This window comes from Micromonospora sp. PTRAS2, assembly GCF_054052245.1.
This window is the reverse complement of the sequence record NZ_JBSWBU010000002.1, coordinates 520338-541559: the sequence shown is the minus strand read 5'-3', so window position 1 is coordinate 541559 and position 21222 is coordinate 520338. Positions and strand designations below refer to the sequence as shown.

19 protein-coding genes are annotated in these 21222 nt (G+C 74.6%); 13 read left to right on the top strand and 6 right to left on the bottom strand.

Features of this window, described 5'->3' with window-relative positions; genetic code table 11:
- Positions 1-20: 20 nt before the first annotated feature.
- The gene (locus ACVMYR_RS08345; RefSeq protein WP_077936476.1) at positions 21-1139 is read right to left on the bottom strand and encodes a GH12 family glycosyl hydrolase domain-containing protein; all 1119 of its coding nucleotides are present in this window, start codon (positions 1137-1139) and stop codon (positions 21-23) included.
- A 130-nt stretch (positions 1140-1269) separates the two neighbouring features.
- Entirely contained in the window at positions 1270-2091 is an 822-nt protein-coding gene (locus ACVMYR_RS08340) for an IclR family transcriptional regulator (protein WP_457121483.1), read from the bottom strand.
- A gap of 229 nt (positions 2092-2320) precedes the next feature.
- Between ACVMYR_RS08340 and ACVMYR_RS08335 the strand changes: the two genes are divergently transcribed.
- Both ACVMYR_RS08335 and ctaD read left to right on the top strand, forming a co-directional pair.
- Positions 2321-3427 (top strand): FAD-dependent monooxygenase, encoded by a 1107-nt coding sequence (locus ACVMYR_RS08335; protein WP_077936478.1) that lies wholly within the window; start codon positions 2321-2323, stop codon positions 3425-3427.
- 203 nt (positions 3428-3630) lie between these two features.
- On the top strand, positions 3631-5388 hold the full coding sequence (ctaD, locus tag ACVMYR_RS08330; RefSeq protein ID WP_077936479.1) for an aa3-type cytochrome oxidase subunit I: 1758 nt from the start codon (positions 3631-3633) through the stop codon (positions 5386-5388).
- Positions 5389-5734: 346 nt separating this feature from the next.
- Here the strand turns inward: ctaD and ACVMYR_RS08325 are convergent, their stop codons facing one another.
- The 4 genes from ACVMYR_RS08325 to ACVMYR_RS08310 form a co-directional block, all read right to left on the bottom strand.
- The gene (locus ACVMYR_RS08325) at positions 5735-7048 is read right to left on the bottom strand and encodes an MFS transporter (protein ID WP_457121482.1); all 1314 of its coding nucleotides are present in this window, start codon (positions 7046-7048) and stop codon (positions 5735-5737) included.
- 72 nt (positions 7049-7120) lie between these two features.
- Positions 7121-7702: an isochorismatase family protein gene (locus tag ACVMYR_RS08320; protein ID WP_396791635.1), complete on the bottom strand. Its 582-nt coding sequence runs from the start codon at positions 7700-7702 to the stop codon at positions 7121-7123.
- 44 nt (positions 7703-7746) lie between these two features.
- Positions 7747-9033 (bottom strand): nicotinate phosphoribosyltransferase, encoded by a 1287-nt coding sequence (locus ACVMYR_RS08315; protein ID WP_043962169.1) that lies wholly within the window; start codon positions 9031-9033, stop codon positions 7747-7749.
- Positions 9034-9049: 16 nt separating this feature from the next.
- Positions 9050-11806: a LuxR C-terminal-related transcriptional regulator gene (locus tag ACVMYR_RS08310; protein WP_457121481.1), complete on the bottom strand. Its 2757-nt coding sequence runs from the start codon at positions 11804-11806 to the stop codon at positions 9050-9052.
- 198 nt (positions 11807-12004) lie between these two features.
- Here ACVMYR_RS08310 and ACVMYR_RS08305 point away from each other — a divergent pair, with 198 nt between their 5' ends.
- The 11 genes from ACVMYR_RS08305 to ACVMYR_RS08255 all read left to right on the top strand — a co-directional run bounded on the left by ACVMYR_RS08305 (position 12005) and on the right by ACVMYR_RS08255 (position 21200).
- Complete coding sequence (locus ACVMYR_RS08305) at positions 12005-13591, top strand: hypothetical protein (protein ID WP_457121480.1); 1587 nt, start codon at positions 12005-12007, stop codon at positions 13589-13591.
- A 127-nt stretch (positions 13592-13718) separates the two neighbouring features.
- Positions 13719-14009 carry an ATP-dependent Clp protease adapter ClpS gene (gene clpS, locus ACVMYR_RS08300; RefSeq protein ID WP_043962170.1) on the top strand — a complete coding sequence of 97 codons (291 nt, stop codon included), beginning with the start codon at positions 13719-13721 and terminating at the stop codon, positions 14007-14009.
- A gap of 2 nt (positions 14010-14011) precedes the next feature.
- Positions 14012-14506, top strand: coding sequence for a DUF2017 domain-containing protein (locus ACVMYR_RS08295; RefSeq protein ID WP_176734059.1), 495 nt, complete (start codon positions 14012-14014; stop codon positions 14504-14506).
- Positions 14507-14560: 54 nt separating this feature from the next.
- A complete protein-coding gene (locus ACVMYR_RS08290; RefSeq protein ID WP_074473645.1) occupies positions 14561-15049 on the top strand; it encodes a Mov34/MPN/PAD-1 family protein in 489 nt (162 codons plus the stop codon).
- A gap of 76 nt (positions 15050-15125) precedes the next feature.
- Positions 15126-15494, top strand: a complete 369-nt coding sequence (locus tag ACVMYR_RS08285) for a MoaD family protein (RefSeq protein WP_077936488.1) — start codon at positions 15126-15128, stop codon at positions 15492-15494.
- 11 nt (positions 15495-15505) lie between these two features.
- The gene (locus tag ACVMYR_RS08280; RefSeq protein ID WP_043962174.1) at positions 15506-16471 is read left to right on the top strand and encodes a PLP-dependent cysteine synthase family protein; all 966 of its coding nucleotides are present in this window, start codon (positions 15506-15508) and stop codon (positions 16469-16471) included.
- 265 nt (positions 16472-16736) lie between these two features.
- Entirely contained in the window at positions 16737-17483 is a 747-nt protein-coding gene (locus ACVMYR_RS08275) for an MBL fold metallo-hydrolase (protein ID WP_077936489.1), read from the top strand.
- A gap of 98 nt (positions 17484-17581) precedes the next feature.
- On the top strand, positions 17582-18730 hold the full coding sequence (locus tag ACVMYR_RS08270; RefSeq protein ID WP_457121479.1) for a glycosyltransferase family 4 protein: 1149 nt from the start codon (positions 17582-17584) through the stop codon (positions 18728-18730).
- A gap of 175 nt (positions 18731-18905) precedes the next feature.
- Positions 18906-19631 (top strand): ribonuclease PH, encoded by a 726-nt coding sequence (gene rph / locus ACVMYR_RS08265; protein ID WP_229403925.1) that lies wholly within the window; start codon positions 18906-18908, stop codon positions 19629-19631.
- Positions 19628-20245: an RdgB/HAM1 family non-canonical purine NTP pyrophosphatase gene (gene rdgB, locus ACVMYR_RS08260; RefSeq protein WP_043962179.1), complete on the top strand. Its 618-nt coding sequence runs from the start codon at positions 19628-19630 to the stop codon at positions 20243-20245. Before rph ends, rdgB begins: the two co-directional genes overlap by 4 nt.
- 34 nt (positions 20246-20279) lie before the next feature.
- Entirely contained in the window at positions 20280-21200 is a 921-nt protein-coding gene (locus ACVMYR_RS08255) for an AEC family transporter (RefSeq protein ID WP_077936492.1), read from the top strand.
- Positions 21201-21222: the final 22 nt, after the last annotated feature.

Genomic DNA, 21222 nt, shown 5'->3' with positions numbered 1-21222 from the left:
CCCCGTCGTGCGGTGGCTGGTCAGGAGCGGGTGCAGGTCATGCCGTTGAGGGTGAAGCTGCTCGGCGACGAGTACGCGCCGCTCAGCGTGCCCTGGTAGCCGAAGGTGGCCGTGCCGCCCGGGGCGAGCGTGCCGTTGTGGCTGATGTTGCGGGCCGTCACGGCCGAGCCGCTCTGGGACACGGTGGCGTTCCACGAGCCGGTGATCTGCTGCCCGCCCGGCAGGTTGTAGTTGAGCGTCCAGCCGTTGAGCGTCGCCGTGCCCGTGTTGGTGATCTGCACGTCGGCGGTGAAGCCGTTGTTCCACGAGTTGGCCGTGTACTTCACCGCGCAGGCGCCGGTGCCCGGGGGAGGCGTCGGGTTGGTGGTGGGCGGGGTGCCGCCGGTGTTGACGCTCTGCGAGAAGTTCGTCACGGCCAGTCCGGCGCCGCCCTGCCAGGGCTCGAAGCCGGCCTGGATGCTGGTCAGGTACCAGGAGTTGGTGATCGCGCCGCGGTTGCGGGTGTCGTTGATGAAGTGCAGCACGTCGAAGCTCAGGCTGGGGATCGCCGACGACGCGACGTAGGAGATCACGTTGTTGCCGCCGTTGTTGCCGCGCCAGACCTCCCAGTTGCGGCCGGCGATGTTGGCGTTGCCCACCGGGGAGCCGATCGGCTGGATCGGGCCCTGCCGGTTGAGCCAGATCATGATCTCCATCTGGTTCACCCCGTCCCGCTTGGGGCTCGGGTCCAGCCAGATGTCGTACGAGGCGTTGTAGATGGCCCCGCTGACGTAGCGGTAGTTGATGCTGCCGGGGGCGCTGCTGATCTGGCTGACCTGCACCGGCAGGTTGGTCCCCGGCGAGCAGTTCGTGTAGTGGCAGCCGACGAAGATCGACGGGTACGCGGTCGGCGCGCCGTTGGTCGGGCTGCTGCCGTTGAGGGTGGTGATCTCGAAGCCCGTGCTGGTGGCGTTGATGCACTGCTGGGCGGTGGTGCCCCAGCGGTTGTTCTGCACGACGTACTTGCCGCCGATGACCGTCGAGCCGAACTGCTCGCAGATCTGGGTGTCGGCGGAGGCGGTGCCGCCGACGGCGACGGCGACGATCGAGGCGGCCGCGAGGAGGCCGGCGGCCGCGAGTGCGCGGAGTGGACGCTTCATGATGCTCCTTGCTGCGACGGCGAAAGGCTCGGGACAGGTCGGGACGGGACGGGTCGGTGTGCGGTGCGGGAGCGCTCCCACGCTCCGCCGACACATTTACATGTTTGAAACCGTTGCGCAAATGAAACGGTTAAGCTAGCGGAGGATCGCCGTTCGGCCCGTCGAACGGCGGCCACGAATCCCCGGCCAGCAGGGGTCGCCCCGCGCCCACCCGCGCGGCCACCTCGACCAGCGCGGCGGCCATCCGCGCCCGGGTCTGCGGCCCCAGCCGCGCGACCGGCGCGCAGAGCGCGATCGCCTCCGTCGCCGGCTGCCGCAGCGGCACCGCCACCGCGACGGCCGCCAGCCCCGGGTCGCACTCCTGCGCCTCCGCCGCCCAGCCCCGCTCGCGCACCGCCGCCAGTTCGGCGCGCAGCCACGCCGGCCCCGTCACCGTGCTCGCCGTCCGGGCCGGCAGCGGCCAGCTCAGCAGCCGGTCCACCGCGTCGTCCGGCCGCTGCGCGAGCAGCGCCCGGCCCGCCGCCGTGGCGTGCGCCGGCAGCCGGCAGCCGATCGGGTGGTACGCGCGCAGCGCGTGCGGCGACTCCCGCCGGCCCAGCAGCACCACCGACCCGCCGTCGAGCCGGAACAGCTGCGCGGTCTCGCCGAACCGGGCCGTCAGCCGGTCGAGCACGCCGCCCAGCAGGCCCGTCGCGCCGTCGCGCCCCAGGTACGCCGCGCCGACCTCCAGGGCCCGCAGGCCGAGCGCGAACCGGCCGCCGCCGTCGTCGGTCTCCACCCAGCCCCGCGACAGCAGGGTGCGCAGGAGCGCGTGCAGGCTGCTCTTGGGGATGCCGAGCGTCCGGCTCAGCTCGCTCAGCGGGCGCGGGCCGCCGGCCGCCGCCAGCGCCTCCAGCACGTCCAGCGTGCGACCGGCCGACTTCACCGCCCGGTGCGCGTCGTCCGCCGTCACCCTCGACACTTTAGTGGTCGTCGATGGATCGGCGCACCGACGGAACAGCGTTCACCTCGCGGAACAACTTTTTCGCCCAGCCGGCCGGTCCGTGGGCCGTCCCCCGGCAATCGACGCAACCCGTCGAGGGTCGACCCGCCCGAGACGAACGGCCCTGGCGTGCGTCGATCGCACCGAGTAGTGTCTTGCCTCCAACGCGTGCCGCTACCCCCCGGAGGCGTACACCACGATGGGTGGCTCCCCCCTGCGCATCCTCGTCGTCGGTGCGGGCATCGCCGGTCTGGCCGTGGCCCGGGCACTGCGGAGGGTGGGCCTCCGGCCCGACGTCACCGAGCGCCTGCCGGCCTCGGCCCTCGTCGACACCGGTCTCTACCTGCCCGGCAACGCGGCCCGCGCCCTGCGCGGGCTCGACCTCGACGGCCCCGTGCGTCCCCTCGGGCAGGTCATCCGCCGGCAGTGCTTCCTCGACGCCGCCGGCGACCCGCTCTGCGAGGTCGACCTGGGCTCGCTCTGGGCGGACGTCGGCGAATGCCGCGCCCTGCCCTGGTCGGAGCTGCACCGGGTGCTGCTCACCGGGGCCGGCGGCGAGGTCCGCCACGGCGTCGAGGTGCGGGAGGTCGAGCCGCTGCCGGCCGCCGTCGGTATCACCTTCGCCGACGGCACCACCGCCGAGTACGACCTGGTGATCGGCGCCGACGGCCCCCGCTCGGCCGTGCGCGCCCTCGCCGCGCTCGGCGGGCCGCCCCGCCCGGCCGGGCACGTCGTCTACCGCGGCGTCGTCCGGGGCGGCCCGCGCGTCGACGAGTGGACCGCCCTGCTCGGCCAACAGGCCGGCTTCCTCGTCGTGCCGCTCGGGGCCGGCCGGCTCTACTGCTACGCCGACGAGGTGGGCACCGCCGCCCCCGCCGACCCCATCACGCGGCTGACCGAGCTGTTCGGCGCGTACGCCGGCCCGGTGCCCGAGGTGCTCGACGCCCTGGAGCAGGTGCACGTCGGCATCACCGAGGAGGTCGAGCTGGGCCGGTGGTCCCGGGGGCGGGTGCTGCTCGTCGGCGACGCCGCGCACGCCACCGCGCCCACCCTGTCGCAGGGCACCGCCATGGCCCTGGAGGACGCCGTGGTGCTGGCCGAGTCGCTGACCACCACCGACACGGTCGAGGAGGCGCTGGTCGCGTACGAGAGCCGCCGTCGGCCGCGTACCCAGTGGGTGCGGGACCGGACCCGGGACCGCAACCGCACCCGCGACGTGCCGCCGGCCCTGCGCGACCCGTTCCTGCGCCGGCGCGGGGCGGAGATCTTCGGCGCGCACTACGGGTTGCTGGTCAAGCCGGTGTGAGCGGGGCCGTGGGTCGCCCCGGCGCGCGGGGGCGGTCGGTCGCGCCTCGGTCGCGCCGGCGCGAGCGCGCGCGAACGGGGCGTGATCGTAGCCGGCCACCCCACGCGGCACCCCCACCTGCCGGGGACTATCCTCCTTGCGGATGACGGCTCGCAGATAACCAGGGCGTGCCGAGCGGGACAACCCAGAACCGGAGGCCACTCGTGACCACCGTCGCACCCAAGCCGGTCGTGACCCGGCCCTGGCCGGTCCGAGAGCCGGTCAAGGGGTCGGCAATCGCGCGGCTGCTGCGCACCACGGACGCGAAGCAGATCGGGATCATGTACATGGTCACCGCGTTCGCGTTCTTCATGATCGGCGGCCTGATGGCGCTGATCATGCGGGCCGAGCTGGCCCGCCCGGGGCTGCAGTTCCTGTCGCCGGAGCAGTACAACCAGCTGTTCACGATGCACGGCACGATCATGCTGCTGTTCTTCGCGACGCCGATCGTGTTCGCCTTCGCGAACTACGTGGTGCCGCTGCAGATCGGCGCCCCGGACGTGTCGTTCCCGCGGCTGAACTCCTTCGCGTACTGGCTCTACCTGTTCGGCGGCACGATGGCGACCGCCGGCTTCCTCACCCCGGGTGGCGCGGCCGACTTCGGCTGGACCGCGTACACCCCGCTGAGCACCGCCGAGCACTCGCCGGGCGTCGGCGCGAACATGTGGGTCGTCGGCCTGGCCATCTCCGGTCTGGGCACCATCCTCGGCGCGGTCAACCTGATCACCACGATCCTGACCCTGCGCGCCCCCGGCATGACGATGTTCCGGATGCCGATCTTCACCTGGAACATGCTGGTCACCAGCCTGCTGGCGATCCTGATCTTCCCGCTGCTGGCCGCCGCGCTCTTCGCGCTCGCCGCCGACCGGCTGCTCGGCGCGCACGTCTACGACCCGGCCACCGGCGGCCCGATGCTGTGGCAGCACCTCTTCTGGTTCTTCGGCCACCCCGAGGTGTACATCATCGCGCTGCCGTTCTTCGGCATCATCACCGAGGTCATCCCGGTCTTCTCCCGCAAGCCGATCTTCGGCTACAAGGGGCTGGTCGCCGCGACCATCGCCATCGCCGCCCTGTCGATGAGCGTCTGGGCGCACCACATGTTCTCCACCGGCCAGGTGCTGCTGCCGTTCTTCAGCTTCCTGAGCTACCTGATCGCCGTGCCGACCGGCATGAAGTTCTTCAACTGGATCGGCACCATGTGGCGGGGCCAGATCACCTTCGAGACGCCGATGCTCTTCGCCATCGGCTTCCTGGTGACCTTCCTCTTCGGCGGCCTCACCGGCGTGATCCTGGCCAGCCCGCCGCTGGACTTCCACGTGCACGACTCGTACTTCGTGGTGGCGCACTTCCACTACGTGCTCTTCGGCACGATCGTGTTCGCCGTCTTCGCCGGCATCTACTTCTGGTTCCCGAAGATGTTCGGCCGGATGCTCGACGAGCGCCTGGGCAAGATCCACTTCTGGCTGACCATGATCGGCTTCCACACCACGTTCCTGGTGCAGCACTGGCTGGGCAACGAGGGCATGCCCCGGCGGTACGTCGACTACGCGCCCCAGGACGGCTTCACCACGCTCAACATGATCTCCACGATCGGGGCGTTCATCACCGGCATCTCGACCCTGCCGTTCATCTGGAACTGCTGGAAGTCGTACAAGACCGGCCCGGTGGTCGAGGTCGACGACCCGTGGGGCCACGGCAACTCGCTGGAGTGGGCGACCACCTCGCCGCCCCCGCTGCGCAACTTCGACCGGATGCCCCGGATCCGCTCCGAGCGCCCCGCGTTCGACGCGAAGTTCCCCGAGCTGGCCGCCGGCCAGAGCCTCGCCGGCCCGCCGGAGGGCGGCTCCAAGCCGCTGACCAGCGAATCCGACAACGGGGCCAGCTACCAGGAAGACAAGGCGGGCAACCTCGACCAGCGCTGACCCGCTCGGTCAACCCGTACGACGGGCGCCGCACCCCCCAGGGGTGCGGCGCCCGTCGCCGTCCGGGCCCTTCCACCCGACGCCGGGTGCTACCCCGAACGGGCTGCCCCACCGCGCTGCCCCCACGCCCTGCCCCGCCGCGTGCCCTGCGGGCTGCGCGCGCCACCACCCGCCACCCGCCTCCCACCACCCGCCTCCCGACGAGGGGCGAGCACCGGGCGCCCCCACTCCGGTGATCAAGAGGAAAGCGTCAGAGTTGATCGGCGGGACGACTGAGCGGCGCGCGACGGGTGGGGGTCGCTTGCCATGTCGGCGACATGGCGGGGTTGGAGGGGGTGGGATACCGCTATGTCGCCGACATGGCGGGGCGATCAGGAGCCGATGACGCGGGGACCGGTTCGGCCGGAAGCGGCGGGATCGGGTCCGACGCGGGAGCCGGGGCGGCCACCGTCGGAGTGGTCACGGCCGGAGTAGCCACGGTCGGAGTGGTCATCGTCGGGGTGGTGCGGCGGCGCAGTTCGGCGGAGAGCACGGCGGCGGCGACCAGCAGCCCGATCGCGCCGGTGACCACGAAGCCCCACGGCGGGGCGGAAGCGTCGATGACCGCGCCGGCCAGCGGCGCACCGAGGGCGATGCCGACCGTCACCGCCGAACCGTGCAGGCCCATCGCCTCGCCCCGCACCTCGGCGGGGACGAGCCGGCTGACCGTGTCGGCCGTCGCGGCGAGCGTCGGCGCGCAGAGCATCCCGGCCGGGACGAGGGCGAGGCAGAGCAGCCACCAGTGCGCCCCGCCGAGCCCGACGGGGATGGTGCACAGGCTGAGCACCGTGACCAGGGCCAGGGGCGAGACCGGGCGGCTGACCGCGCCGTACGCGAAGCCGCCGACCAGCGACGCGACCGCCCACGCGGCGAGCACCACCCCGGTCCAGCCGACCTCGCCGCCGGCACGCAGCACGGCGACCACCGCGACGTCGGTGCCCCCGAGCACCAGGGTCGTGGCGAGGCTCACGGCGAGGACGGCGACCAGCCTGCCGGTCAGCCACTCCCGGCGCGGCACCCGTCGCCGCTGCGTGGCGGGTTCGTCGGCGGCGCGGGTGGGCGGGTCGAGCAGCCAGAGGGTGACGCCGGCGGCGACGATGCCCGCGCCGACCGCGTAGAGGGTGACCCGGGCGGACACGGCGGTGGACATCGCCACGGCGAGGGCCGGGCCGACCATGAACGACAGCTCCACCGACATCGAGTCCAGCGCGTACGCCGGGCGGCGGTGCTCGGGCGGCGCGAGCGCGGCGATGGACTGCCGGATCACCGAGAAGATCGGCAGGGCGAGCAGGCCGGCGACGAACGCGGCCGGCAGCAGCACCGGGTACGGCAGCGTCGGCGCGGTGGACCAGAAGATCGCCTCGGCGACGGTGGTCAGCACGAGCACCGGCCGCAGGCCGCGCCGGTCGACGAGCCGGCCGAGCAGCGGGCCGCCGAGCGCCGCGCCGACGGTCATCGCCGCACCGACCAGGCCGGCCGCGCCGTAGCCCCGGCCGAGGTTGAGCACCACGTGGAAGGTGATGGTCACTCCGGTCGCGGTGAGCGGGACGCGGGCGAGCACGGACACCAGCAGCAGCGACCGGAGGCCGGGCAGGGCGAGCGCCTGCCGGTAGGGCGACATGTTCACGACGGTGGGACACCTCCGCCCGACATCCTCGACCGGGGGTGTGACACCCGCCAGCGGTTTACCCGCTCAGGTGGCCGTGATCACCGGCGTGCCGGTCATCGCCACCCCGGCGCCGTCCATCGCCCGGAGGGCGACGTCCAGGGTCGCGGGCGCCACGGCGGCGGTGAGGTCGAGCAGCACGGTGGTGGCGAACCCCTCCCGGGCGGCGTCCAGGGCGGTGGCCCGGACGCAGTGGTCGGTGGCGACGCCGACCACGTCGACCCGGTCGACCCCGCGGGCGCGCAGCCAGTCGGCGAGGCGCTCGCCGTCTGCGGCGTGCCCCTCGAAGCCGGAGTATGCCGCCGCGTGCTCGCCCTTGTGGAAGATCGCCTCGATCCGGTCGGTGGCCAGCTCGGGGTGGAACTCCGAGCCGGGCGTGCCGACGACGCAGTGCGCGGGCCAGGAGTCGACGTAGTCGGGCGGGTTGCCGAAGTGCGCGCCCGGGTCCACGTGGTAGTCCTTCGTCGCCACCACGTGGTCCCAGCGGTCGGGCTCGGTGGCCAGCAGCCGGGAGATCCCCGCCGCGACGCCGGCGCCGCCGGCCACCGCGAGGGAGCCGCCTTCGCAGAAGTCGTTCTGCACGTCGACGATGATCAGCGCGTTCGCCATGCCAGGGGTGCTCCTTCGCGGTAGGTCGGTGGCGGGCGGGGCGGTCAGCCGGCGGGGACGACGGTCACCGGGACCGCCGGGTCACCGGCGGAGAGCTTGAGGCCCTCCCAGGGGATCGAGATGAGGCACTGCCGCAGGTGTTCCCGCGACTCGTCCAGCGTGGGCGGCTCGACCGGCTCGCCGCCGGCCACGTACGTCCGCTGCAGGAGCCGGTCGTGCGGCTGCCGGTCGGGCACGCCCTGCGGCACGATGACCTCCTCGGTCGCCGTGCCGGTGGGCTTGTGCCGGCGTACCGCGACCTTCCGGCCGCCGATGGTGGCCTTGTGCTCGGAGCGCTTGACCACCGGCCGCCCGGCCACCTCGACCAGCTTGTAGACCAGCCCGGCGGTGGGCGCGCCGGAGCCGGTGACGACGGCCGTGCCCGCCCCGTACATGTCGACGGGCTCGGCGGCGAGCGCGGCGATGGCGTACTCGTCGAGGTCGCCGGAGACGATGATCTTCGTCTCGGTGGCGCCGAGCGAGTCGAGCAGCTCGCGGGACTGCTGGGCGATCACCGCGAGGTCGCCGGAGTCGATCCGGACGGCCCGCAGCTCGGGCCCGGCCACGGCGATGGCGTTGCGGATGCCCTGGCTGATGTCGTACGTGTCGACCAGCAGCGTGGTGTCCTTGCCCAGCGTGGCGACCTGCGAGGCGAACGCGGCCCGCTCGTCGTCGTGCAGCAGGGTGAACGCGTGCGCGGCGGTGCCGGCGGTCGGGATGCCGTAGCGCTGGCCGGCGGCCAGGTTGGAGGTGAACCGGAACCCGGCGAGGTACGCGGCCCGCGCTGCGGCGACGGCCGCCTCCTCGTGGGCCCGCCGGGAGCCCATCTCGATCAGCGCGCGGCCCCGCGCGGCGGTGACCATCCGGGCGGCGGCCGCGGCGACCGCGCAGTCGTAGTTGAGCACCGACAGCACCAGCGTCTCCAGCACGACGCACTCGGCGAAGCCGCCGGAGACGGTGAGGATCGGCGAGCCGGGGAAGAACAGCTCGCCCTCGGCGTATCCGTCGATGTCGCCGGTGAAGCGGTAACGGGCCAGCCAGTCGGCGCCGGTGTCGTCGACGACGCCGGTGCGGCGCAGGAAGTCGACCTCGTCGGCGGAGAAGCGGAAGTCGCGGATCATGTCGATCAGCCGGGCGGTGCCTGCCACCACCCCGTAGCGGCGGCCGGTGGGCAGCCGACGGCTGAAGACCTCGAAGACGCACGGGCGGTCGGCGGTGCCGTCGGCCAGGGCGGCGCTGACCATGGTCAGCTCGTAGTGGTCGGTCAGCAGCGCGGGGCGAAAGGTGCTCACCTGCCCAGCCTAGAGTTCACCTCCCCGGCTCGCCCTCCTGGCCCGGGACGGGCCGCCCACCGGCGGGGCCGGGGAGGGGCCGGCCGCCGGCGGAGCCCGGGGAGAGCCGCCCGCTGGCGGAGCCGGGCAGCCAGCGCAGGGCGGCACGGAGCTCGGCCCGGCCGGTCACGCCGAGCTTGTGGTAGATCCGGTGCAGGTGGTTGTCGACCGTGCGGCTGGACAGGAAGAGCCGCTCCCCGATGGCGCGGCTGGTGACCCCCTCGGCGGCGAGCCGGGCGACCTCCCACTCCCGGTCGGTCAGGGCGGGTTCCCCGAGCCGCAGCGCGGGGGTGTCGATCTGGTCACACAGCCCGAGCAGCTCGCCGAGGCGCTCGTGCGCGGCGAGCGCCGCGCCGGAGCGGCCCGTGCGCAGCCGGTGCACCGCCGTCGCGGCCGCCTCGGCGGCCCAGACCCGCAGGTCCAGCGCGGCGAGGCCGTCGGCGACCGCGAGCAGGTCGTCGGCCGGGCCGGCGACGGCGGCCCGGGCGTACCGGGCCAGCAGCGGCGGCAGCGGGCCGTCGACCCGTTCGCTGAGCTCGGCGAGCCGCTGGGCGACCGTCCGCCGGCCGCCGTCGGTGCAGGTCGGTCCCACGGGCGTGGCGGCGGCGTCCAGCCGCACCAGGTCGTGCAGGACGAGCAGCTCGTGGCCGGTGAGCCCGTCGTCGCGGAGCCGGTCGGCGAGGGCGGCGAGGTGCTTGGTCGCGCCGGCCGGGTCGCCGCACACGGCGAGCACCGCGCCCCGGGCCTGCTCCAGCCAGGGGTAGAGCACCGCCATCCCGGGGGCGTGGGTGCGGTCCGCCTCGGCCATCGCCTCGGCGGCGTGCGCGGCGTCGCCCCGCAGCGCCGCCGCCTGCGCCCGCTCGGCGTGTGCCAGGCCCGCGTACACCCGGCTGGTGGCGAGCACCGCGCACGCCTCCAGGGCCGTCTTCAGCGCCGTGCCGCTGCTGCCGCGCAGCCGTGCCGCGTACGCCCGGAGGATGGCCAGGTAGCCGGTGCCGAGCCGGAAGTCACCCGCCCCGGCCAGGTCGGCGAACTCGTCGGCCACGATGGCGTCGATGCCGGCCAGGTCGCCGGCGAGCGCGAGCCGGGTGCCCCGGGCCAGCTCCAGCGCGAGCTGGAGGTAGGGCATGTCGCCGCGCCAGCGGGCAGCCTCGGCCTGCACCTGCTCGATGGCCGCGCCGCTGCGGGCGAGCTGCCCCTGCGCGGCCTGGAGGTGGGCGAGGGTGCAGCGGGCCAGCTCGCGGGCGGCCACGCCGGCGGCCGGGCGGTCCAGCACCGCCTGGGCCAGCCGCACCGCCCGCGCCGTGTCCAGCCGGTGCAGCCGCATGATCGCCTCGAAGGCGTGCACCCGGGCCCGGTCGGTGGCGTCGGTCAGCTCCGCCCCGCGCGCCGCGATCTCGTCGACGGTGGACTCCCGGCTGAGCCCCCAGTAGCTGACCATCCCGCGGACGGTCAGCCACCGCACGCACCTCGCCTGCTCCGTCGCGTCCGGCGCGACGGAGTCGAGCATCGCGATCGCCTCCTCCGGCCGGTCGGCGAACATCAGGAGGGTGGCCAGCAGCTCCGCGGCGTCGAAGCCGCCGTCGGCGTCCAGCGCCGCCCGGGCCAGCCGGGTCGCCAGGGGTACGTCGTACCGGGCGAACGCCTGCGCGGCCGCGCCGAGCAGCAGCGCCGGGTCCTGTGCGGTGCCGGAGTCGAGCCGCCAGACCGCCACCCGCAGCAGGTCGTCGCGGCGGCGGGCCCCCACCGCCTCCAGCAGCGCGGCCAGGCGGGCCTGCAGGCGGCGGGTGCGGCTGACCGGGCAGCGGCGGCGCATCATCTCCCCGTAGAGCGGGTGCGCCAGCCGCACGTCGATCCGGCGGTCGTTGTGCTCCACCGCGATCAGCCCGCGTTCCTCGGCGGTCTCCACGTCGGCCGGCTCCACCGCCTGGTCGAGCAGGTGCAGCCCGAGCGGCTCGCCGAAGGCGACCAGCTCCAGCACCGCCCGCACCCCCGGCGTGAGCCGCCCGATGCGGGTGTCGATGAGGTCGGTGAGGCTGGGGGCCAGCGCCGGCCGCCCGGTCCACCGCCAGACGCCGTACGTGCGGGTCAGCTCGTCGGCCGGCGCGGCCATGACCAGCTCGCGCAGCAGCAGCGGGTTGCCGCCGGAGAGCCGCCACAGCCGGTCGGCGGAGCCCGCGTCGACGGGACCGCCGAGGATGGCGGCGAGCAGCCCGACGGTGTCGGAGCGCCCCAGCGGGGCCAGCTCCACGTGGTCGACCAGGCCGTCGGTCCACAGTGCCCGGATGGGCAGCGGCAGTTGCTCGCCGTCGCGCAGCGTCCCGATCACCGTGGTGTTCTCGGCGCGGGCGACCAGGTGCACCAGCGCGGCCGAGGGCGGATCGAGCAGGTGCGCGTCGTCGACGGCCAGGACGATGCGCCGCCCGGCGGCCTGCTGTTGCAGCTGGCCGACCGCCCAGCGCAGCACGCCGGCGGGGGAGAGCCCCTGCGGCGGCTCGGCGGGAAGCACCTGGACCATGCCGCCGAAGGGCAGGGCGGCGGTGGTGGCGCTGGCCGAGACCGACCAGACGGCGTGCCCGTCGGCGGGGACGGCGGCGAGCGCCTCGCGCAGCAGCCGGCTCTTGCCGACCCCGGCGGAGCCGCTGAGGAAGAGCCCGCGTTCGGCCGCGCCGGTCGCCGCGACCAGCAGGTGGTCGAGCTCGGCGCGGCGGCCGACGAAGTCCCACCGACTCATCCGGGCAGCATATCGACCGTCATCCGTCTGTGCGGGCACCGTCACGCGGAGAAGTTGAGTAACCTGTCGATTACCGGTGAGTATCCGACGGGTGCGAACAAGCTGTCCGGAAAACGTAGCCTTTCTGCATCCGGGTGCTACCGCCGGATGATCCACGCGGCCGGGTCCCCCGCGGCCGCCCGCACCGGGAGGCCGCTGATGAAGCCGGGCCCTCTCCCCGGGGTCGACGTGCCCGACGAGCCGGGCGGTCCCGCCGCCCTGCCGCGTCGCGCCCCGCTGCCCACCCGGCTCGGGGTCACCGAGCCGCCGGCGGGCGAGCCCATCGCCGTGGTCGCCGCCGGCCCGGCCGGCGCCGCGCGCCGGGACGTGCTCGCCGCCCTGCTGGGGCTCGCCCCGGAGCGGCTCGCCGTGCCACCCGGGAGCTGGCTGCTGGTCGACCACGCCCGGGTGCCGACGCGGGCCGCGTACGTGCCGGGCTACCGGCAGCCGCACGCGTACGCGCCGGACGGCTCGGCGGCGGGCCCGGCGCTGGCCCGACCGCCGCGCCGGGTCGAGCTGACCGTCGCCGAGCCGCTGCTGCGGCGCTTCGCCGTGGTCGACACGCCCGACACCGGGACCCTCGGCCTCGCCGGCGGGCGGCTGCTGCTCGACGCGGTCGGCCGGGCCGGGGCGTTGCTCTTCGTGATCGCCGCCGACCAGGCGTTCACCGCCGCCGAGCGGCACCTGTTGGCCGAGGTCGCCGGCTCGTCGGCAGAGGTCTTCGTCGTCGTCACCCCGGGGCTGTCGGGCTGGGCCGCGCCGCCCGCGCCGGCTGACTCGCCCGCGCCGGCTGACTCGCCCGAGTCGACCGGGCCGCCCGAGTCGGCTGAGCTGGCCGGGCCACCGTCCGAGCTGGCCGGGGCGGCGGATCCGGCCGGGGCGGTGGTCGCCGCGCACCGCGCCGCGCTGCTCGCCGCCGTGCCCGGGCTGGCCCGCGCGCGGTGGTACCCGGCCCGCCCGGACGACACCGAGGCGCTGCGCCGGGCCATCGTGGGGTGGGCCGCCGACGAGGGGCTGCGCCGGGGCAGCGCCCAGCCGCCGGAGCCGCCCGGCGCGCACGACCGGGTGCCGGTGCTGCCCGGCGTGGAGGCGACCGACTGGGCCGGGCAGCTTGAGCGGCAGGCCCGGTCCTGCGCCCAGCGGATCCGGCAGGACGTCGCCCTGGAGTTGGCCGACATGCACCTGCGGGTGGTGCAGGAGATCGTCTTCGGGGTCGGGTGCGCCGGGCTGCCGCAACTGCTCGACCGGGAGCTGGAGGCGCTCTCCCTGCTCGCCACCGCCCTGTGCGACCAGGCCGTGCGGGGCATCTGCGACGATGCCGCCGAGCGGGTCCTCGGCGGCCCGGTCTCCGACGGCGTACGGCGGCGGATCGTCGAGGCCGTGCGGTTCGGGCTCGACGACCATCCGGCGGGCCGGGGCCTCGACCGGGTGCTGCTGGTCACCAGCACCGCCGGGGTGGCGGAGCTGGCCGGCCCCGGCGCGGCCGACGCGCTGCGCGGCTACCCGGGCGCGGAGCGCGCCGAGGTGCTCCCGCCGGTCGCCGTGGCGCTCTCCGGCCCGTGCTGGCAGCGCTGGCGCGGCCCCGGCAACGACGACCCGGGCGGTGCCCGGGCCTGGGCGCAGCGGGCGCTGCGCGAGGTCGAGCTGGAGCTGACCCGGGAGGTGTCCCGGCGGTTCGAGGCGGTCCGCCTCTCGCTCGACACGGTGCTGGCCGATGCCCTCGACCACGGCATCCTGCTCGCCTGACGGCGGGCCCGCCGCGCGGCGGCGGTGCCCGGCCGGGCCGGCCCGGTGCGCCGGCGCGGCGGCGGATCCGGGCCCGTCCGGCGTTCCGGTTCATCGCTTCCCCGCGACCGGTGGCACGATGGGGGGCATGGCGGCTCCGCAGGTTGCGCCGGTCGAGACCCCGGACACCGAAGAGGTGCCGGTCTCCGACCGGCCATGGGTGACGATCGTGTGGGACGACCCGGTCAACCTGATGTCGTACGTGACCTGGGTCTTCCAGAAGCTGTTCGGCTACAGCCGGGAGAGGGCCGAGAAGCTCATGCTGGACGTGCACCACAAGGGGCGGGCGGTGGTCTCCAGCGGGGCCCGGGAGCGGATGGAGCACGACGCGGCGCAGCTGCACGCGTACGGGCTGTGGGCCACGGTGGAGAGGTCGTGAGCATGTTCCGTCGCCGGGGCGAGCGGTATGTCGCCACGCTGGCCGTGGACGAGGTCCGGGTGCTGCGCAAGGTGGCCTCCGAGGTGGTGGGGCTGCTCACCGAGGGCTTCGACCACACCGACCCGGTGGTCGGCCGGCTCTTCCCCGAGGTCTACCCCGACGACTCGGCGGGCACGGCCGAGTTCCGCAAGTACACCGAGGGCGACCTGAAGACCGGCAAGATCGACCAGGCCGGGGCGGTCCTCGCCGCGCTGCCCGACTCCGCCGGTGGCGAGGTGCAGCTCGACGCCGAGGCGGCCGAGGCGTGGCTGCGGGCCCTCAACGACGCCCGCCTCGCGATGGGCGTCCGGCTGGAGATCAAGGACGGCACGGACCTGGGCGCGGAGCTGGACGAGGCGGTGGCCGCCGACCCGTCGTCGAGCCGGGTGTTCCAGCTTTCGGTCTACGCCTATCTCGGCTATCTCCAGGAATCCCTGCTCAACGCCATGATCGACTGACCGTGACCCGCGCCACCTCGCTGCGGGCGTCGGCGAGGGGCTACGCTGGGCGGCGTGCTGAGCATCGACCGGTCGATCATCGACGCGATCGTCGCCCACGCGCGTCGGGACCACCCGGACGAGGCGTGCGGCGTGGTCGCCGGTCCCGCCGGCAGTGACACCCCGACCCGGCACATCCCCATGGAGAACGCCGCCCGCTCCATGACGTTCTACGAGTTCGACTCGATGGAGCACCTGCGGGTGTGGCGGGAGATGGACGACCGTGACGAGGAGCCGGTGGTGATCTACCACTCGCACACCGCCACGGAGGCCTACCCCTCCCGCACCGACGTCTCCTTCGCCGGCGAGCCGGGGGCGCACTACCTGCTCGTCTCCACCCGCGAGCCCGACACCGAGGAGATCCGCTCCTTCCGGATCGTCGACGGCGTGGTGACCGAGGAGCCGGTGGAGATCGTGGACGCCGCCGTGGACCCGCACGCCGTCCAGTCCTACATGTTCGGGCAGAGCCCGGCGACGGTCGACTACGAGTGTTCCGACCGCTGACCCAGCGGCCCCGCGACATTCCCTCTCTTCCCGTCACCGTGCAGACCGCACACCCGAACAAGGAGTACGAGACACCATGGCCATCGAGGTTCGCATCCCCACCATCCTGCGCACGTACACCGGCGGCGCGAAGGTCGTCGAGGGCGCCGGCGACACCCTGGGCGACCTGCTGACCGACCTGGACTCCCGGCACGGCGGCCTGCGGGCCCGCCTGGTCACCGACGCCGGCGTGCTGCACCGGTTCGTCAACGTCTACGTCAACGACGAGGACGTCCGCTTCCTCGGCGCGCTCGACGCCAAGCTCAACGACGGCGACAGCGTCACCATCCTGCCGGCCGTGGCCGGCGGCGCGTTCGGCTTCGCGGCGGCGGCGGCGATCGCCTCGCACAGCGCCGCGGCGGCGGTCGTTCCGCCTTCGGTGACCCCGCGCGCCGTCGTCCGCTGAGGCGGCCGGCGATGGCGCGCTACGACAGCCTGCTGGACGCCTGCGGCGGCACGCCCCTGGTGGGGTTGCCGCGGCTGTCGCCGGTGGTGCCCGAGGGGGCACCGCCGGTGCGGCTGTGGGCGAAGCTGGAGGACCGGAACCCGACCGGCAGCATCAAGGACCGGGCGGCCCTGTTCATGGTCCGCCGGGCGGAGTCCGACGGCAGACTGCGCCCCGGCGACACGATCCTGGAGCCGACCAGCGGCAACACCGGCATCTCCCTGGCCATGGTGGCCAAGCTGCGAGGCTACCGGCTGGTCTGCGTCATGCCGGAGAACGTCTCGACCGAGCGCGTCCAGCTGCTCCGGATGTACGGCGCGGAGATCATCTTCTCGCCGGCCGCCGGCGGCTCGAACCAGGCCGTCGCCACCGCCAAGCAGATCTCCGCCGAGCACCCCGACTGGGTGATGCTCTACCAGTACGGCAACGAGGCGAACGCCCGGGCGCACTTCGAGACCACCGGCCCCGAGCTGCTCCAGGACCTGCCCACGATCACCCACTTCGTGGCGGGGCTGGGCACCACCGGCACGCTCATGGGCACCGGCCGCTACCTGCGGGAGAAGGTCGACGGCATCCAGATCGTCGCCGCCGAGCCGCGCTACGGCGAGCTGGTCTACGGGCTGCGCAACATCGACGAGGGCTACGTCCCGGAGCTCTACGACGCCACGGTGCTGACCCGGCGGTTCTCCGTCGGCACCCGGGACGCCGTGCTGCGCACACGGCAGCTCGTCGAGGTGGAGGGGATCTTCGCGGGCTTCTCCACCGGGGCGATCCTGCACGCCGCCCTCGCGGTGGCGCACGAGGCGGTCCGCGACGGCCGCCGCGCCGACGTCGCGTTCGTGGTCTGCGACGGCGGCTGGAAATACCTGAGCACCGGCGCGTACGGCGGCACCCTCGCCGACGCCGAGGAGGCCCTGGAAGGGCAGCTCTGGGCGTGACGACGGGCCAGTCGACGGGCCCTGCGGGCCGCTGACGGGCGGGTCGACGCTGACGGGCCGTGACCGGGTGACCGGCGCGGCCCGTTCGTCGTCACTGACCCGGAGGCGGGCCGGGGGTGTCACGTTCGTGACAACTTCCAGCAGATGATTCTTGCGCCGGGGTGCGTCAGCGTAGGCTGCGCAGCGTGTCGTACGCGTCGGTAAAGATCATCGACGGAGCGGCGGCCGACGTGACGACTACGGTATGTGACAGCGGGACGACTCCATGAGACTGACCGTCCTGGGCTGTGCCGGGAGCTTTCCCGGACCAGACTCCCCGTGCTCGGCCTACCTGGTCGAGGCCGAGGGTTTCCGGCTGCTGGTCGACTTCGGCTCCGGCGCGCTCTCCACCCTCCAGCGCTACGCCGGGCTGCACGCCCCGGACGCCATCATCCTCACCCACCTGCACTGCGACCACATGCTCGACGCCGCCTCGTACGTGGTGGTGCGGCGGTACGCCCCGGACGGCCCGTACCCGGCCCTGCCCGTCTACGCCCCCTCCGGCGCACCGGACCGGCTCGCCCTGGCCTACGGCCAGGAGGACAGCACCGTCGAGGACGTCTACCAGTTCTACGGCCTCCAGCCCGGCACCTTCCCGATCGGCCCGTTCACCGTCACCGTCGACCGGATGAACCACCCGATCGAGACGTACGGCGTGCGGCTGGAACACGACGGCCGGGTGCTCTGCTACTCCTCCGACACCGCGCCCTGCGAGGCGCTGCTGCGGCTGGCCCAGGACGCCGACCTCTTCCTCTGCGAGGCCAGCTACCTCGACGGGGTGGAGAACCCGCCGGACCTGCACCTGACCGGCCGGGAGGCCGGCGAGGCGGCCACCAAGGCCGGCGTGGGGCGGCTGCTGCTGACCCACCTGGTCGCCGCGTGGGGCAGCGAGGCGCTCACCGTCGAGGCGGCCGGCACGGCCTACGACGGGCCGCTGGAAGTGGTCCGCGCCGGCGCCTGCTACGACGTCTGACCCGCCGGGCGGCACCGCCGCCGGGTTGTGCCGTACTGTTCGCCGGGCCGTCAGCGGCCCGTCGCCTGGCGCATCCGTGCCGCCCGCACGGTGAGGCCATGCGGATCGCCCTCGTGACCGAGTCGTTTCCCCCGGACGTCAACGGCGTGGCGCACTCCGTCGTGCGCAGCGCCGAGCACCTGCTGCACCGGGGGCACCAGCCGCTGGTCATCGCGCCCGCCCCGCCGGCCGCGCGCCGGGCGGCGGCCGACCGCCAGCCGTACCCCGTGGTGCGCATCCCGAGCGTGCCGCTGCCCCGCTACCGGGGGTTCCGGGTCGGGGTGCCCGGCGGGCGGCTCGCGGAGGCGCTGCTGGCCCACCGGCCGGACGTGGTGCACCTCGCCAGCCCGTTCGTGCTGGGGGCGCGCGCCGCCACCCTGGCCGCCCGGCACGGGCTGCCCACCGTCGCCGTCTACCAGACCGACGTCGCCGCGTACGCCCGCGCGTACCGGGTCGGCTGGGGTGAGGCGGCGGCCTGGCGTCGGCTCCGGGAGATCCACAACGCGGCCGGGCGGACCCTCGCCCCGTCCACCCGGGCCGCCGCCGACCTCATCGCCAACGGCGTCGAGCGGATCTGGCTGTGGCGGCGCGGCGTCGACGCGGAGCGCTTCCGGCCGGACCACCGCTGCCCGGCGCTGCGCCGGTCGCTCGCCCCGGACGGCCGGGTCCTCGTCGGGTACGTCGGCCGGCTGGCCCCGGAGAAGCGGGTCGACCTGCTCGCGGCCACCGCGCGGCTGCCCGGCGTACGGGTGGTGGTGGCCGGCGACGGCCCGGCCCGCCGGCACCTCGAACGGGCCCTGCCCGGGGTGACCTTCCTCGGCGTGCAGCAGGGCGCGGCGCTGGCCCGGCTCTACGCCAGCCTCGACGTGTTCGTGCACACCGGGCCGCACGAGACCTTCGGCCAGACGATCCAGGAGGCGGCGGCCAGCGGGGTGCCGGTCGTCGCACCCGCCAGCGGCGGCCCGGTGGACCTCGTCCAGCCCGGCGTCACCGGCCTGCTGGTGCCGCCCGGCGACCCGGTGGCGCTGGCCGACGCCGTCGCGGAGCTGGTCGCGGACCCCGCCCGCCGGGCCGCGTACGGGGCCGCCGCACGGGCCCTCGTCGCGCGGCGGAGCTGGTCGGCCGTCGGCGACGAGCTGATCGGCCACTACCGGGCGGTGCGGTCCGCCGGGGAGCCGGCCGACGTCCTGCCGGCCGCCTGGATGTAAGGAGGGGCCCCCTGTTAACGCATTCTGTTGTACAGGGGTCCCTTCCTAACCGCTGGGCCGGCGGGTGCGCCGATCGCGCTGGGCCGGCGGGCGCGCCGATCCGGCGTGCGCCGACGCGAGCGCGCAGGGCGGGACCCGCGGCGGCCCCGTCCGCCGCACCGCATAGGGTGCAGGGATGGCGCGACCTGACGGGCGGCGGCCCGACCAACTCCGACCGGTGACCCTGAGCCGGGGCTGGAGCACCCACCCGGAGGGCTCCGTGCTCGTCGAGTTCGGCGGGACGCGGGTGCTCTGCACCGCCAGCGTCACCGAGGGGGTGCCCCGCTGGCGCAAGGGCTCCGGGCTCGGCTGGGTGACCGCCGAGTACGCGATGCTGCCCCGCGCCACGAACACCCGCTCCGACCGGGAGAGCGTCCGGGGCAAGGTCGGCGGGCGCACCCACGAGATCTCCCGGCTGATCGGCCGCAGCCTGCGGGCCGCCATCGACCTCAAGGCCCTCGGCGAGAACTCCGTCGTCCTCGACTGCGACGTGCTCCAGGCCGACGGCGGCACCCGCACCGCGGCCATCACCGGGGCGTACGTGGCGCTGCACGACGCGGTGACCTGGCTGGCCGCCCGCAAGGCGCTGGCCGGTAAGCCGGAGAAGGTGATGCACCGCTCCGTCGCCGCCGTCAGCGTCGGCGTGATCGCCGGCGAGGCCCGGCTGGACCTCTGCTACGAAGAGGACGTGGCCGCCGAGGTCGACATGAACGTCGTCTGCACCGGGACCGGCGAGTTCGTCGAGGTGCAGGGCACGGGAGAGTCCGGCGTCTTCGCCCGCGACCAGCTCGACGCCCTGCTCGACCTGGCCGTCGCCGGCTGTGCGGAGTTGGCCGAGGCCCAGCGGAAGGCACTCTCATGACGAAGGTCCTGCTCGCCACCCGTAACCGCAAGAAGCTCGTCGAGCTGCAGCGGATCCTCGACGGCGCGCTCGGCGCGCACCGGGTCGCCCTGCTCGGCCTCGACGACGTCGAGGAATACCCGGAGCTGCCCGAGACCGGCCTGACCTTCGGCGAGAACGCGCTGATCAAGGCGCGGGAGGGCTGCCGGCGCACGGGCCTGCCGACCATCGCCGACGACTCCGGCCTCGCCGTGGACGCGCTCAACGGCATGCCGGGGGTGTTCAGCGCCCGCTGGTCCGGCAAGCACGGCGACGACCGGGCCAACCTGGAGCTGGTGCTGGACCAGATCGCCGACCTGCCCGACGAGCACCGGGGCGCGTCCTTCGTCTGCACCGTGGCCCTGGTGCTGCCCGGCGGCAAGGAGCACCTGGTCGACGGCCGCCAGGCCGGTCGGCTGCTGCGCGCGCCGCGCGGCGAGGGCGGCTTCGGGTACGACCCGATCTTCCTCGGCGACGGACAGGACCGCACCAACGCGGAGCTGACCCCGCAGGAGAAGGACGCGATCAGCCACCGGGGCAAGGCGCTGCGCGAGCTGGCGAAGCTGGTCGCGAAGGTGCTGCCGCCGGCGGCCTGACGGCGGGGCGGGCGGCGGTCGGCCGGGGAGCGACGTGCCTGGTGTGCTGACGGGCTTCGCCGTCATCGGCGCCGTCATCGGCGTCGGCTACCTGGTGGGCCGCCTCGGCGTGCTCGGGCCGGGGGCGTCCACCGTGCTGTCCCGGGTGGCGTTCTTCGTCGCGACCCCGGCGCTGCTGTTCGACACGGTCGCCCACGCCGACCTGCGCGAGGTCTTCTCGGCCGCCCTGGTCGTGACGGTCGCGGGCACCACCGTCGTGGCGACGGTGTTCGTGCTGGTCGCGCGGCTGCTGTGGCGGCGTCCGGCGGCGGAGGCCACGATCGGGGCGCTCACGTCGTCGTACGTGAACGCGGCGAACATCGGCATCCCCGTCGCGGTCTACGTCCTCGGCGACGCGTCGTTCATCGCGCCGGTCATCATGTTCCAGCTCGTCGTGATGGCACCGGTCGCCTTCGTCGTGCTGGACACGGCGGTCGGCGGTCGGCGGTCGGTGGCCCGGTCGGTGGTCGCGCCGCTGGCCAATCCGGTCACGGTGGGCTGCGCCCTGGGCCTGGCCGTCAACCTGACCGGCTGGCTGCCGCCGGAGCCCGTGCTGCGGCCGGTGGAGCTGGTGGCGGCGATGGCCGTGCCCGCCGCCCTGCTGTCGTACGGGCTGTCGCTGCACGGCGCGCCCCGGCCCGGCTCCGGGGACACCGGGCGGGACGTGTGGCTGGCCGTCGCGCTGAAGACCCTGGCCCAGCCCGTCGTCGCGTACCTCGTGGCGCGGTACGCGCTGGGGCTGCCGCAGCCGACGGTGCTGGCCTGCACGGTCACGGCCGCGCTGCCGACCGCGCAGAACGTCTTCGTCTACGCGGTCCGCTACGACCGGGGCGTCGTGCTGGCCCGGGACGCGGTGCTGCTGTCCACCGTGGCGGCGGTGCCGGTCCTGATCGGCGTGGCGATCCTCGGGAGCTGAGGCGGCGCGGGCGGGGCGGCGC